Origin of the sequence: Winogradskya humida (assembly GCF_016862215.1) — a bacterium.
GTDB lineage: Bacteria > Actinomycetota > Actinomycetes > Mycobacteriales > Micromonosporaceae > Actinoplanes > Actinoplanes humidus.
This window is the reverse complement of the sequence record NZ_BOMN01000018.1, coordinates 59833-73031: the sequence shown is the minus strand read 5'-3', so window position 1 is coordinate 73031 and position 13199 is coordinate 59833. Positions and strand designations below refer to the sequence as shown.

Annotated in this window: 14 protein-coding genes; 6 read left to right on the top strand and 8 right to left on the bottom strand. The window is 69.5% G+C overall.

Annotated elements, in window-relative coordinates:
• Nucleotides 1-54: 54 nt before the first annotated feature.
• The 5 genes from Ahu01nite_RS07430 to Ahu01nite_RS07410 form a co-directional block, all read right to left on the bottom strand.
• Nucleotides 55-243: a hypothetical protein gene (locus tag Ahu01nite_RS07430; protein WP_203835671.1), complete on the bottom strand. Its 189-nt coding sequence runs from the start codon at nucleotides 241-243 to the stop codon at nucleotides 55-57.
• 66 nt (nucleotides 244-309) lie between these two features.
• Nucleotides 310-1095, bottom strand: coding sequence for a TIGR02452 family protein (locus Ahu01nite_RS07425; RefSeq protein WP_203835670.1), 786 nt, complete (start codon nucleotides 1093-1095; stop codon nucleotides 310-312).
• Between the two features lie 88 nt (nucleotides 1096-1183).
• Complete coding sequence (locus tag Ahu01nite_RS07420) at nucleotides 1184-1687, bottom strand: hypothetical protein (protein ID WP_239158686.1); 504 nt, start codon at nucleotides 1685-1687, stop codon at nucleotides 1184-1186.
• 83 nt (nucleotides 1688-1770) lie between these two features.
• Nucleotides 1771-2367 carry a DUF6368 family protein gene (locus Ahu01nite_RS07415; RefSeq protein ID WP_203835669.1) on the bottom strand — a complete coding sequence of 199 codons (597 nt, stop codon included), beginning with the start codon at nucleotides 2365-2367 and terminating at the stop codon, nucleotides 1771-1773.
• Nucleotides 2368-2374: 7 nt separating this feature from the next.
• Entirely contained in the window at nucleotides 2375-2806 is a 432-nt protein-coding gene (locus Ahu01nite_RS07410; protein ID WP_239158685.1) for a MarR family winged helix-turn-helix transcriptional regulator, read from the bottom strand.
• A gap of 54 nt (nucleotides 2807-2860) precedes the next feature.
• On the opposite strand from Ahu01nite_RS07410, the gene Ahu01nite_RS07405 reads away from it, so the two are divergent.
• The gene (locus Ahu01nite_RS07405; RefSeq protein ID WP_203835667.1) at nucleotides 2861-3979 is read left to right on the top strand and encodes an epoxide hydrolase family protein; all 1119 of its coding nucleotides are present in this window, start codon (nucleotides 2861-2863) and stop codon (nucleotides 3977-3979) included.
• Between the two features lie 41 nt (nucleotides 3980-4020).
• Nucleotides 4021-5631 (top strand): discoidin domain-containing protein, encoded by a 1611-nt coding sequence (locus Ahu01nite_RS07400; RefSeq protein WP_203835666.1) that lies wholly within the window; start codon nucleotides 4021-4023, stop codon nucleotides 5629-5631.
• A gap of 46 nt (nucleotides 5632-5677) precedes the next feature.
• On the opposite strand, the gene Ahu01nite_RS07395 is transcribed toward Ahu01nite_RS07400, so the two are convergent.
• A complete protein-coding gene (locus Ahu01nite_RS07395; RefSeq protein WP_203835665.1) occupies nucleotides 5678-7144 on the bottom strand; it encodes a sensor domain-containing diguanylate cyclase in 1467 nt (488 codons plus the stop codon).
• A 49-nt stretch (nucleotides 7145-7193) separates the two neighbouring features.
• Between Ahu01nite_RS07395 and Ahu01nite_RS07390 the strand changes: the two genes are divergently transcribed.
• The 3 genes from Ahu01nite_RS07390 (at nucleotide 7194) to Ahu01nite_RS07380 (ending at nucleotide 10646) form a co-directional block, all read left to right on the top strand.
• Nucleotides 7194-7970: an SDR family NAD(P)-dependent oxidoreductase gene (locus Ahu01nite_RS07390; RefSeq protein ID WP_203835664.1), complete on the top strand. Its 777-nt coding sequence runs from the start codon at nucleotides 7194-7196 to the stop codon at nucleotides 7968-7970.
• 70 nt (nucleotides 7971-8040) lie between these two features.
• Nucleotides 8041-9504, top strand: coding sequence for an ATP-binding protein (locus tag Ahu01nite_RS07385; protein ID WP_203835663.1), 1464 nt, complete (start codon nucleotides 8041-8043; stop codon nucleotides 9502-9504).
• A gap of 2 nt (nucleotides 9505-9506) precedes the next feature.
• Nucleotides 9507-10646 carry a tetratricopeptide repeat protein gene (locus Ahu01nite_RS07380; protein ID WP_203835662.1) on the top strand — a complete coding sequence of 380 codons (1140 nt, stop codon included), beginning with the start codon at nucleotides 9507-9509 and terminating at the stop codon, nucleotides 10644-10646.
• Nucleotides 10647-10689: 43 nt separating this feature from the next.
• Here the strand turns inward: Ahu01nite_RS07380 and Ahu01nite_RS07375 are convergent, their stop codons facing one another.
• Entirely contained in the window at nucleotides 10690-11082 is a 393-nt protein-coding gene (locus Ahu01nite_RS07375; RefSeq protein ID WP_203835661.1) for an SCO5389 family protein, read from the bottom strand.
• A gap of 110 nt (nucleotides 11083-11192) precedes the next feature.
• A complete protein-coding gene (locus tag Ahu01nite_RS07370) occupies nucleotides 11193-12281 on the bottom strand; it encodes a hypothetical protein (protein ID WP_203835660.1) in 1089 nt (362 codons plus the stop codon).
• A gap of 268 nt (nucleotides 12282-12549) precedes the next feature.
• Between Ahu01nite_RS07370 and Ahu01nite_RS07365 the strand changes: the two genes are divergently transcribed.
• A complete protein-coding gene (locus tag Ahu01nite_RS07365) occupies nucleotides 12550-13170 on the top strand; it encodes a GDSL-type esterase/lipase family protein (protein WP_203835659.1) in 621 nt (206 codons plus the stop codon).
• The last annotated feature ends 29 nt before the right edge of the window (nucleotides 13171-13199 follow it).

Genomic DNA, 13199 nt, shown 5'->3' with positions numbered 1-13199 from the left:
TCACCCCTCACTGGTTCATGCCATGAACTAAACTAGTTCATGGCATGAACATCGTCAAGGTGCGGGCGTGACGGGACCCCACGGTGCGACGGGCAAGTTCGAGGTGTCCACGATGGCGGCGGCGACGCGCTCGACGTCGCGCTGGCCGTCGGCGTCAAGGCTTTCCTCGATCTCGGCCGGCCGGCCGGCCAGCTCGCGCCGCGCGGTGCGATCCACCAGCTGGCTCAACGTGTTCCTGGTCATACCCAACGACGCGGCAAGGTGATCGCGGAAAGCCTCGGTATGGCCCGCACCCCGGTCAGGGCGTGGTCAGGTCGTGCTCAGGCCTGCGAAGGCCGCATATGTCGAGGTGTCCCGCCCGCGGTCGAGGACCGCGAAGGTCACCTGTTCGAACCATGGGCTCGCCTTCAGCGCGCCGGCGAACGCGGCCGCCACCTCGACCGGGTCGTTGCCGAACACACCGCAGCCCCAGGCGCCCAGCACCAGCCGGCGGTGGCCGTTCGCCGCGGCCACCCGCAGCACGCGGCTGGCCCTGCGGGCCAGGATCTCAGGCACCTCGGACAGCCGCTCGGGCTGGCTGCGCGCGATCGCCGCCCGGTTGGGGGCCGCCGCGGTCAGGAAGGAAACCGGATATGGAGCCGGGAGCAACTCGCCCCGATCGTCCCGGAAGACCGGCACGGCCGGCGAGTAGATAACCCGGTCGCTGTAGGTCAGCTCGGGACGGGACCGGTGGTAGGCGTAGAAGTCGCCTGCCGCGAGCAGGGTCGGGTAGAGCGCCGAACCGCGGGCGACGCTCTCTTCCTGGGCCTTGGCGCCCTTGAGGAAACCGCCACCCGGGTTACGCGCGGAGGCAAAGACCAGGCAGGCGAGGTCGCCGCCGAGGCGTCGGGTGGCTGTCAGTGTCGACTCGTTGGTCACCTGGATGATCGGCGCGCCAGTGACCGGCGGTGGCGCGGTGATCACTTCATCCGGGACGTAGAGCCGGGTGCCGGCCACGGACCTGGTCACCTGATCGCCGAGGCTCACCCCGGCATAGCCACCGCGTTCCGCGATCGCCACGCTCTCGCGGGCAATGGCCCGCAACCTGCTACTCACCCGGGCATCATGACCGTACGACACCGGAGGCCGCCACCGAAAAACCCTGCCGATGCGGGTACGTGGCCACGACCGCCGACGCGACGGTTCAGGTGGCCAGGAGGTGGGCAGCCTCGTCGAGGGTGGCCACGAACTCGTCCGGGGGCACCCGGGCCACGAAGATCTCACTGCGGGACGGCCGGCGGATCCGGCAGGCAATGACAAGCAGATCGTCGAGCCAGGTGTACGTCTCCACGTTGTCCAGGATTTCGTCCCAGTTACTCAACAGCCAGAATCGCTCCCGGAACTCGCTCTCGTTCGCGTGCAGAAGCCGGAAGATCTCCGCGGGCGACCGCCAGGGAAACGGGCACCGGGGGATCTGCCGCCGCCGCACCAGTTCGGCGGCCGAGCGCATGTGATGCACGAGCGTCGGTGTGTAAGCGGTGTTGTCGTGACACGTGAGCTGCTTGCCGCCCGCCCAGAGATCAACGACGCGGAATTCGGACACCTGAGTCTGCCCGGCCTCCACGAGATAGGCAGGAAGGCCGCCGACCTCGATCGCGAACGTGGCCCGGTGACCGAAGGGCTGCATCGCAGGCTTGCCGTCAGTCATCGCACGATCATGCCCGGAACTCCACTGTGCCTCGACCGGGTTTCCTGATCCGCCGCGATCCTGGCGCGCGGGCCCGAGCCGTTTCACTTCACCATGCGGAACAGTGGATGCCGTAACCACGAGGTGAGCAGATCAGCATCGACGACATGGAACATCGCGACTTCGCCGCCCGCGGTGCGGTACGGGATCTCGTGCCGGCGACCGGCGAGGGTTGCGATCGTTGCCCTCGAGAGGTCTTGCCATTCCTGGAGGCCGACGCCCGACTCCAGCGCTGCCAGAGCGGGGACGCCTCGTGGTGGAGGCACCGGGAGCCGCCCGCCGAGGTCGATGAGGCCCCCGTACCGTCGGGCGATCGCCACCGCGAGGTGGGCGAGGAAGCGGTGGTCGTCCTTGCCGTTGACAGCTGCGGCCAGGACCACCTCGCTGCCGGGCGGGAACCCGAGGGCGCGCTCCATGCATGCCGCCTCCTCGGCGTCCTCATCCTCGTAGGCGATCGGCTCGATGAGCATCGGCCCGGTCTGCACCGGGCTCTCCATGCCCAGGCGACGCGGCTCCCGGAGCAACCACGAGTTGCCGGCGGTATCGGGAGTGAGTGACTCCGCGAGCCAGCCGTGGAACTCATTGAGATTGCCCGCAGTGAACGGGTCAGGTGTCAGAACTGCAGCAGTAGGACCGGCCATGTGACGCCTACTCCTCGCTCTCATGCGGTCTGAGGTGGTGGAGCAGCTTTGTCAGCGTGGCGACGAAGGCGGCTCGTTCCTCCTGTGACAGGGGTGCCAGGAGGTGGTCCTGGACGGCGGCGGCTCGGGTGGCGAGGACTTCGGCGCGGTGGAGGCCGGTCGGGGTGATGGTGACGACGTTGCGGCGGCGGTCGGCGGGGTCGGGGGTGCGGGCGATCCAGCCGCCGGTGGTGAGTTCGTTGAGGGAGGCCACCACGTCGCTGAAGTGGATGCCGGTGCGGCGGCCCAGGTCCGCTTGGCTGGCGGGGCCCTCGTCGATCAGGGAGCGCAGCAGGCGGTAGTGGTAGCCGCGGGCGCCTTCCGCGGCGAATTCGGCGGCGACCAGGCGGCCCGCTTGTGCCGCTGTCTGGGTGAGGAGCCAGCTGGGGAGATCATCCACGCCGGGGACCATATCATTTGACCGTCTAACGTTAGGGCAACTAACGTTAGTGTTATGGACGAATTCAGGATCGACGTGCCCAAGGCTGAGATCGACGAGCTTCGGCGGCGCCTTGCCGGGACGCGGTGGCCCGATGAGGTTGACGGCGGGGGGTGGGACTACGGGATTCCGCTTGGCCGGGTTCGGGAGTTGGCTCAGCGGTGGGGGACGGATTTTGATTGGCGGGTGCAGGAGCGGGCGCTTAACGCGTACCAGCAGCATGTGGTTTTGATTGATGGGCTTGAGGTGCACTTCCTGCACGTCCGGTCGAAGCGTGTGGATGCTCAGCCGTTGTTGCTCGTGCATGGATGGCCGGGGACGTTTGCGGAGTTCCGGCATGTGATTCCGCTGCTCAGGGAGCGGTTTCATCTCGTGGTGCCGTCGATTCCCGGGTTCGGGTTCTCGGGGCGGCCGGTGGAGCGTGGATGGGGTCTGACGCGGGTCGCGCGGGCGTTCGGGGCATTGATGAGCGTGCTCGGGTACGAGCGGTTCGGGGCGCATGGGGGTGACTGGGGGTCGGGAATTGTGCGCACGGTGGCGGCGCAGGTGCCTGAGAGGGTCAGGGGTGTGCACGTCACGTATCTGCCGACGGTCGGGCCTGTCGACGGGCTCGGCGCTGAGGATCGGGCGCGGGTTGAGCATGCCGCCCGGTATGCCGCGAACCGGCCCGGGTATCAGGTGTTGCAGGGGACGCGGCCGCAGACGATTGCGTACGCGCTGACGGACTCGCCGGTGGGGCAGCTTGCCTGGATCGCCGAGAAGTTCACCGAGTGGACCGACCCGGCTACGAGGCCGGATGACGACGAGATCCTCACCGACGTCTCGATCTACTGGTTCACGCGCACCGCCGGGTCCTCGGCCCGGCTCACCAAGGAGAGCGCCGGGCCGGTTGCGGTCTCCACCCGCGTCCCGATGGGTGTTGTCGTCATGCCGCACGACATCGTCCGGTCGGTCCGGGTGCTGGCCGAACGGAACCACAATGTGCAGCGGTGGACGGAGTTCACGCGAGGTGGTCACTTCGCCGCTCTGGAGACGCCTGCCGAGCTGGCTGAGGACATCATCGCGTTCTTCTCGGGCACGTCGATCCCGGAGAAAAGGGCAGAGAACGTATCAGTTAGGAGTGTTAAGGATTAGTTAATGGAGGTACGGGCGGTGCGGGATTAGCGTCGCTGATCATGCGTCATCGATCCCCCTCCCGTTTACGCAAACCCCTGCTGATCACCGCGGTCGGCGCGCTCCTCGCCGGCGCCGCGGCCCTCGGCATCCAGAGCGCCTACGCCGAAGATGGCGACGGCACGAACCTTGCCCGCGGGAAGACCGCGACCGGGTCCGCGCCGTGCCGCCCGGCCGAGGCACCCGCGTCCGCTGTCAACGGCACAACCGGCAACGGCCTGGCTGACAAGTGGTGCTCCGGAGTGCGCAACGCCGCCCTGACGGTCGATCTCGGTGCCCCGGCCGCGATCGGCAAGCTGATCGTCCGCCACGCCGGAGCCGGTGGCGAACCGCGCGCCCGCAACACCCGCGACTTCGACCTCGCGGTGAGCGCCGACGGCACCACCTTCACGCAGGTTTCCAAGGTCAGCGCCAACACCGCGGACGTGACCGTGCACCCGATCGCCACGGTCGCGGCCCGGTTCGTGCGCCTGACGGTCACCCGGGCGACGTCGACGGCCGACACCGCGGCGCGCATCTACGAGCTCGAGGTGTACGCGGCGGACAAACCGCTGCCCCCGGCGTCACCGTCCGCTGTGCCGTCACCGTCGCGGACCACCCGGCCGACGCAGAGCCCGACCTCGAACCCGCCGACGCAGAGCCCGACCGCGACCCCGGCGAGCAGAACCCCGACCGCGACGCCGGCGAGCACCACGCCGGCCACGCCCGCGGCCTCCTGCCACCAGGATGCGCCCGCGACGCTGACGGACTACATCTCCGACCACAAGGACGCGCTGACCCGGACGGCCTGCAACGCCGACGTCGCGGTCTACTTCGACAACGACCTGAAGGCGCTGCCCGCCGCGCACGTCGCCTGGGTGTCGCCGTTCGTCACGGACGTGTGGAAGTACATCAAGGCGGCCTACGGCAAATGCGACGTCGACCGGCAGCTGCCCGCGCCGATCGGGCCGGGCTGCACGAACTTCGGCGCACCCAAGCCGGCGCTGGCCTTCTTCCACCAGGGCAAGCACGGCGGCGGCACGGTCAACAACCGGTTCGACGCGAACTCCGGGTTCCGGACGACGATCGATGTCGGTGACACCGGGTGGGACGAGAGCAACGGTGTGCTGCACGACGAGATCGTGCACGAGGCCTGCCACGAGGTGGAGGGCTCGAGTCAGGGCGTACACGAGTCACCTGCCTTTGAGGTGTGGGGTGACTCCAAGTGGGCGGAGTTCTGCGTCTACGACTTCTACGCCAGCACCGGGCGCACGGCTGACGCGCAGCGGACCGAGGCCCTGTTCGGCGGTCACGCGGACAATCTGCCGGCCGGGGCGAAGAACGCGCACTGGTTCAAGGACTGGTTCCTGCCGCTGTGGCACGACAGCGGCAACAACGCGGCGGTCATGCAGCGCTACTTCGGCCTGCTTTCACAGAACTTCCCGACACGTACGGAGAACAGTGGCCGCAACCTCATCTACACGCGGCGCATGAACGCCGGTGAGTATGTGCTGTTCACCAGCGCCGCCGCGGGCAAGGACCTGAGCGGCCGGGCAGCGCAGGCGTTCAACTCCGGGTTCTCCCAGTCCCAGTTCGAGCAGGCGAGGAAGGACTTCCCCGGCGTGACGTTCTGAGCACCGGACGGCGGCCCGTGTATGCGGGCCGCCGCTCCGGCCCGGTTCACGACCAGGGAGCGCTGACCTCTTCCTCGACGTAGACCGTGCTGTTGTTGCGGCCGCGACGCTTGGAGCGGTACATCGCGGCGTCCGCGTGGCGCATCAGCGTCTTGGCGTCCGAGCCGCCGGGGTAGGCCAGGGCGACACCGACGCTGCACCCGATCTCGAGCTTGAGCCCGGCGACCGAGGCGTTGCCGGTGATCGCGTCGATGACCCGCTGGGCGACGCTCAGTGCCTCCTCGGAGTTGCGTACCCGGGTCAGCACGACGCCGAACTCGTCGCCGCCCAGCCGGCCGGCCGAGTCGGTGTCGCGGGTCATGTTCTTGATGACCGTGCTGATCGTCTGCAGCAGGCGGTCGCCGACGTCGTGCCCGTACGTGTCGTTGACCGACTTGAAGCCGTCGAGGTCGCAGAAGAGCATGGCCACCGGGTGCTGGTAGCGGGTGCCCTGCGCGAGGGCGCGTTCCAGGTCGCGCTTGAGCGTCGGCCCGTTCGCCAGCCCGGTGAGGCTGTCGTGCGAGGCGGCGTACGCGATGCGGTCCTGCACGGCACGGCGTTCGGTGATGTCGCGCTGGTGACTGACGATCGCGTGTACGGCGGGGTGCGCGAGCATGTTCCGCGAGATTATCTCGTGCCAGTGCCACGACCCGTTCGCGTGCCGCACCCGCAGCTCGGCCGAGTGTTCCACCGTGCTGTCCGAGGCGAGCAGCCGGGTGAACAGCTCCATCGAGGCGACCTCGTCCTCGGGGTGGAACAGCCCGTTCATGACCCGGCCGCGCAGCTCCTCGGGCTTGTACCCCATCACCACGGCGGCGGCGGGGCTGACCCACGACACATTGCCCTCGGCGTCGCTCATCGTGATGACCTCGGAACCGTCGCGCACCAGCGCCCGGAACCGGTCCTCGCTGAGCTGCGCCCCGGCCTGGGCCTGCTCGCGTTCGGCGACGAACTGCCCGAGCGTGCGTGCGGTGGCCACCATGGCGAGCGCGACGAGCAGCGCCAGCGCGTTCGACTGGGCGACGTCCAGGTTGCTGTGCACCAGCCCGGTGGAGACCGCGACCTGTCCGGCAGCCAGCGAGAGCACACTCGCGGTGGCGGCCGGCTTCCAGGCCTGTGCGCCGGTCCTGCGCAGATGAACCGTCAGGATGTAGACGTGTACGACGGCGAGCAGCGCACCCCAGCCGAGCAGATACATCGTGCAGGTCGCCACGACCATCTGCAGCCCGATCGACCGGTCCTCCCCGGACCGCTGCCGCACCCACGGCTGCTGCAGCGCCGCCCAGGCCAGCTGGAGGAGCACGAACGCCCACAGCGGGGCCCCGCCGACGAGCCCGAAACCGTGCAGGATCACGATGGCGACCAGCGCCAGGATGGGCTCCATCCCGTTGCGCGCGAACTGCGTCGCCCTGGCCACAAACGTCTGCATCGGTCTCGTCGTCTCCCCGCTCTGCTCGGTGTCAGATATCCTCATCGGCCGTCCTGGCGCGCATCAAAGGACCGGACCGGGAAAAGTAGGGGACATGCGACTGGATCTGACAGGAAAAACCGCCCTGGTGTCCGGATCGACCCAGGGCATCGGCCGCGCCATCGCCGCCGGCCTCAGCGCGGCCGGCGCCCGGGTGGCGGTCAACGGCCGCGACGCCGCCACGGTGGAGAAGGTGGCGCTGGAGATCGACAATGCCTTCGCCGCCCCCGGCGACCTGGCCACGGACGAGGGCACCCGGGCCGTCGTCGCCGCGGTCCCGGCCCCCGACATCCTGATCAACAACCTCGGCATCTTCGGCGCCCAGCCCGCCCTGGAGATCACCGACGACCAGTGGCGCCGCTACTTCGAGGTCAACGTCCTCTCCGCCATCCGCCTGACCCGGACGTATCTGCCCGGCATGCGTGACCGGGGCTGGGGCCGCATCCAGTACATAGCCAGCGACTCCGCCGTCGTCACGCCCGCCGAGATGATCCATTACGGCATGACCAAGACGGCCCTGCTGGCCGTCTCCCGCGGCTTCGCCAAGGAAGCAGCGGGCAGCGGCGTCACCGTCAACAGCGTCCTCGCCGGCCCCACCCACACCGGCGGCGTCGAGGACTTCGTCTACGAGCTCGTCGACAAGGATCTCCCCTGGGACGAGGCGCAGCGCGAATTCATGCGGCTGCACCGGCCCCAGTCCCTGCTCCAGCGGCTCATCGAACCGGACGAGATCGCCAACATGGTCGTTTATCTCAGCTCGCCGCTCGCGTCCGCCACCACCGGCGGTGCGGTCCGGGTCGACGGCGGCTACATCGACGCGATACTGCCGTAGGCCGGGTGGTCTCCCCACCGCGGGGAGAGCGGCCGGAAAGTGTCAGCCGGTGCGGGCATAATTCCCTTCCATGAGCGACGCCCTGATCGACAGCCTCACCGCGGCGGTCGAAGCCCGGCCGGACGACCACCCCCTGCGCCGCCACCTGGCCGAGCTCCTCGTCGCCGCCAACCGCCCCGCGGAAGCCATCCCGCACGCCGCCCACCTCCTCGCCCAGAACCCCACCGACCCCGCCACCCAGCACCTCATGTCCCAGGCCCTGTCGGTGCCGACCACACCCACCCCGCCGGGCCCTGCCGTCCCATCCGCCCCCGCCGTCCCACCATCTCCCGCCGCCCCACCATCTTCTGCGGACGGACCGGGCCCTGCCACGCCGTCGGTTCCGTCCGCCTCGCCGGGCGCTGCGGTTTCGCCGGATCCCGCCGAGCCGTCGCAACCTGCCGCGAGCGGCCCCGCGCCAGGTGATGCTGCGCGGGGCGATGCTGCGCGGGGTGACGCTGCGCCGGGCGGGCGTGCGCCTGGTGATGTGGACTGGGATGCGCTGGAGGGTGAGTTCCATGGCATCGTGCAGCCTCGGTTCACCCCTGCGGCCGATCCCGGCACGCCCGTCCGCGCCGATGACGATCACGAGCCGGTTCGTGGTGATCATGATCGGGCGTTCGATGTCGAGCGGGCGACCATCACCCTGGCGGATGTCGGGGGGATGGAGGACGTGAAGAAGCGTCTCGATCTGGCGTTTCTGGGGCCGTTGCGCAACCCTGAGCTGCGGACGTTGTTCGGGAAGAGCCTGCGCGGCGGGCTGCTGCTCTACGGCCCGCCCGGGTGTGGGAAGACGTTCCTGGCCAGGGCCGTCGCCGGGGAGATGGGGGCGGCGTTCATCTCGCTGTCCATCACCGATGTGCTGACGATGTGGATGGGCAGCTCCGAGCGCAATCTGCACGACCTGTTCGCCGCCGCGCGCAGCCACTCGCCCTGCGTGCTGTTCCTCGACGAGATCGACGCGCTCGGGCACAAGCGTAGCCAGCTCGGGTCGTCGGGGATGCGTACGCTGGTCAATCAGCTTCTGACCGAGCTCGACGGGGTCGACGGGAACAACGACGGCGTTTTTGTGCTCGCGGCGACCAACGCGCCGTGGGACATCGATCCCGCGCTGCGGCGGCCCGGGCGGCTCGACCGGACCCTGCTGGTGCTGCCGCCGGACCAGGCCGCCCGCGCCTCGATCCTGGAGTATCACCTGCGGGACCGCCCGATCGCCGGCATCGACCTGCGCAAACTCGCCGCGGCGACGGATCACTACTCGGGTGCGGACCTCGCGCATGTCAGCGAGACCGCTGCCGAGTTCGCGATGCGGGACGCCATCACGACCGGTGAGGTGCGGATGATCTCGCAGCAGGACATGCTCGCCGCGGTGAAGGAGGTGCGGCCCTCGACGGACGCGTGGTTCGCGACGGCGCGGTCGGTGGCGCTGTTCGGGAACGAGAGCGGGGAGTATGACGACCTGGCGGCGTACCTGAAGAAACGCAAGATGCTGTGAGCGTGGCGTACAGGCAGGCCCGGCAGCTGATCGAGATCGGCCGTGACGAGCAGGCCGAGGCTGCGTTGCGGGCCGGCCTGGCTGCGGAGCCGGCCGACGCTGATCTGCTGACGCTGCTCGCGTTCGTGCTGCGCCGGCAGCGTGACTATCCCGCGGCGCTGAAGGCCGTCGACGCCGCGATCACCGCCGCCCCGCACCGCGCCGAGGCCCACGCGGAACGGGCCGAGTCCCTGATGTCGCTGCTGCGCGACAAGGACGCGATCGTGGCGGCGCAGGAAGCGGTCCGGCTGGCACCTCACGACCCGGGCGGCCACTTCGTCCTGGCCCGCGCGCTCGCCGCGCCCCGCCGCTACGACGAGGCCCGGGTCGCCGCCCAGCACGGGCTCTCCCTGGCCCCGCGTTCGGTCGAAGGGCTGCTCACCCTCGCCGACCTGGAACGCGACGCCGGTAACCGCGACGAGGCCGAGCGGGCGGCCCGCGCGGCTCTCGACATGGACCCCTCCGACGCGTACGGGCGGTGGCTCATCGCCATGCTCGACGCGGAACACCTGCGGGTGCGCCGCTCCCTGCGAACCCTGCGCGACGTCGCCCGTGAGAACCCCGCCCGCCCGGACGTCATCTCGATGACCTGGCCGATCCGCAGCCTGCTCAGCGCGTTGCGCCGCTGGTTCGCCGTGGCGACCGTCCTGGTCCTGGTCGCGGCTCTGTGCGCCCTGCGCTGGGAGGCGGTCGTGCTGCCGGGCCGGATTCTCGCCGGCCTGTTCGCGGCGGTGGTGACGGGGTTCGCGCTGCGCGTGCTCGTCCCCGCGGGCCGGGTGCCGTGGCGGTGCCTGCGCCTGGCGCCGTGGCTCCTGCGCCGGGCCACCCGCGCGGGGTCGGTCACGGTGGCGGTGATGGTCGCGCTGCTCCTCGCGTACGCGATGACTGGTTTCTGGTGGCTGAGCCTGCTCGCCGTGCTGGGGATTCCCGTGCTCTGGGGTTGTGCGGCAGCGGAGGCTTTCGGTGCGCGGATGGACGATCCGGGCTACATGCACGCCATGAAGGACCTCGCCGGCGATTTCCGATCCTGGGGCGCCGAGCTCGGGCAATGGTGGCGCGACACCCGCAAGGACCTCCGCGAAGCCTGGAACAACGACACCTGACCAGGGCCTTCCCCCGCCGGCAAAACGGGGGAAGGCCCGGTGATCAGCAGTTACGCAACTCGGGGGACTGGTTCAGCAGCTGCCCGCGCGGCGACACGAACGCCTGGTAGCGCTCCCCGCCCACCGCGGAGAAACCGAACGCCGCGACCCGGTGGCAGTTCTGGAACGCGAGCTTCGCGCCGAAGTGCCGCTCCAGACCACCGCGGATGGCATCACTGGCGAGCGCGCGCAGCAACTGCCCCCGCTCGGCCTCGGTCGGCGGCGGGATCTCGTGATCGGCGAAGTCACCGCCGTCACGTCCCAGGTCGGTCATGACAGAACTGACGACCTGCCACGCGTACGGCAGGGACGTGCGCACACACTCCACGAACTCGCCGTCGGAGACTTCGCCGCGCTCGGCGACGGACAACAGATCGGGGGAAACGTTCAAAGACATGGGGATCCTTCCCGTACACGAACAGAGACCAACCCGCCGCCATCTCGGCGACGCTGTCCATCTTGTTGGCAACGGTTTTCATTAGCAAGTAGGCCGTGTGGGCGTGTCGCTCACGAGCGGAGCGACGCCCAGCTACGACCATCACCCCAGATCGACTGCCCATCGATGTACGGCCGGACGAGCGTCGTCAGCTCCCCGTCCCCGCAGCCGTGCAACTGGTCCTGAGCGATCTTGCGCACCGTGCCGGCGAGAATGTCGGCGAGCTGCACCCGGGCCTCGAACTCGGCGGCGGCCAGCTCCACCCGTTCCAGCACCAGCCCGGCCTCCCGCAACTCCCGCTGCAACCGCGCCACCCGCTCGTGCGGCAGCATCGTCTGCCGGTCATGCACGATCGTCACCGGCTGTCCGTCCGCACCCCAGCGCGCAACGGCCCGCATCACCGCCGGCGTCAGCGGGTCGAGCAGGGAGAGGGCGGGGTCGTCCCGCATCCGCTGCCGGAACGCGACGGCCTTCTCCCGCCCTGAGAACGCGCCGGCCTGTCCTGTGGTGCGGCCGCCATGGCGTCCCAAGGGCTGCCACATGGCCGGGATGTTCCCCGGCCCATCGCCGCCGCTGGTGAGACCTGGGGTGCGGCCACTGCGTTGTTCGGCTCGACGCCCGTTCCGACTTTCGGTTCGACCTCCGGTGGAGTCACCGTCCAGGCCGCCGAGCGTGCCCGCCACCCGGAAGAAGCTGTCGACCGGGCCCGTCACGTCCGCGCGGTCACGCGCGCGCATCATGGTGTTCGCCGCGGTCAGGAAGTCGTGGCTGGTCCCGTCGCGGTAGAGGGCGTCGGAGGCCGCCCGGGACCGGCCGTCCGGGGCGAGGCCGGCCGCGACCGGCTCGCTCATCATGACGTCGGTGAGCTTGCCGAGCGCGAAGTAGACCTTGTCGATCAGGTAGACGTGCGCGTTGCGGAACAGCGGGCTCGACGGCCCGAGAAACCAGACGAGCACGGCGCGGTGCTTCTCGCGCAGCAGGTGTGTCGCTTTGTACTCCGTCGCGGGGGAGCGGATGCGTCGCCGCAGCTCGGCAAGGCATGCGGACGCGACGTCGGTGCCGAGCCGCACCCCGGCGTGCGCGAACACGTCGGTCGTGGTGTCGATCAGCTTCTCACCCTCGTACCCGGACTCGTCGCACGCGATCTCGAGTGCCTGCACCCCAGCATTATCGACCCGGCCGCCGTGCCGGCAGAACGCATTTTTCATCGAATGGTGTCGAAGGCACCCCTCGGTCCGGCAAGAAAAACGTGAATCCTGATCAGTTCTTCCGGGCGGAGGCCGAAGGGGCCTACGGGGGCTGATGATGCGGCTGAGGGTGCAGGTGCTGACGGCGGTGACGACCGCTCTGCTGCTCACGGCATGTTCGGAACCGGTCCCGACCCGGTCGGCGCCTACGCCCGCACCGCCCTCGCATCCGGAGGTGGCCGTGCCTGAGCCGGGTTTCGCGGCCGGGCGCCGGATCAGGGTCATGCCGCTCGGTGACTCGATCACCGCCGGTGCCGGGTCCGTGCACGAGGACGGATACCGCGCTGACCTCTACCGCATGCTGACCGGTGCCGGGTGGGACGTCGATTTCGTGGGCTCCCAGCGCTCGGGGGACGGGCCTGACAACGATCACGAGGGTCACTCCGGGTGGACCATGACGCAGTTGGCGAAGCGTCTGCATCGCTGGCTGATCGCGTACCGGCCGGATGTGGTTGTTCTTCATGCCGGGACCAACGATCTGCGTACGCCGGAAGCGGCCCGGTTCGCCCCGCAGGTGCTCACCCGTCTCCTCGCGCAGATCGCCCGGGACCGGCCCGGTGCGCAGGTGCTCGTGGCGCGGATCGTAGGTAACCGGGACGTCGGCGACGGTGCCGTGCGGCAGGAGCGCGCCGATGCCTACAACGCTCACGTGGTGACCGTCGTTGCCGCGGCGGGGGCGCAGTTCCACCTGGTCGATCAGAGCGCGGTGCGCGGGCGGGACCTCGCCGACAAGCTCCATCCGAACGACGCCGGCTACCGCAAGATGGCGCTGGGCTGGTTCGAGGCGCTCCAAGAGTTATAGAACTCTGGCGGAAGTTATGTCATGATGCC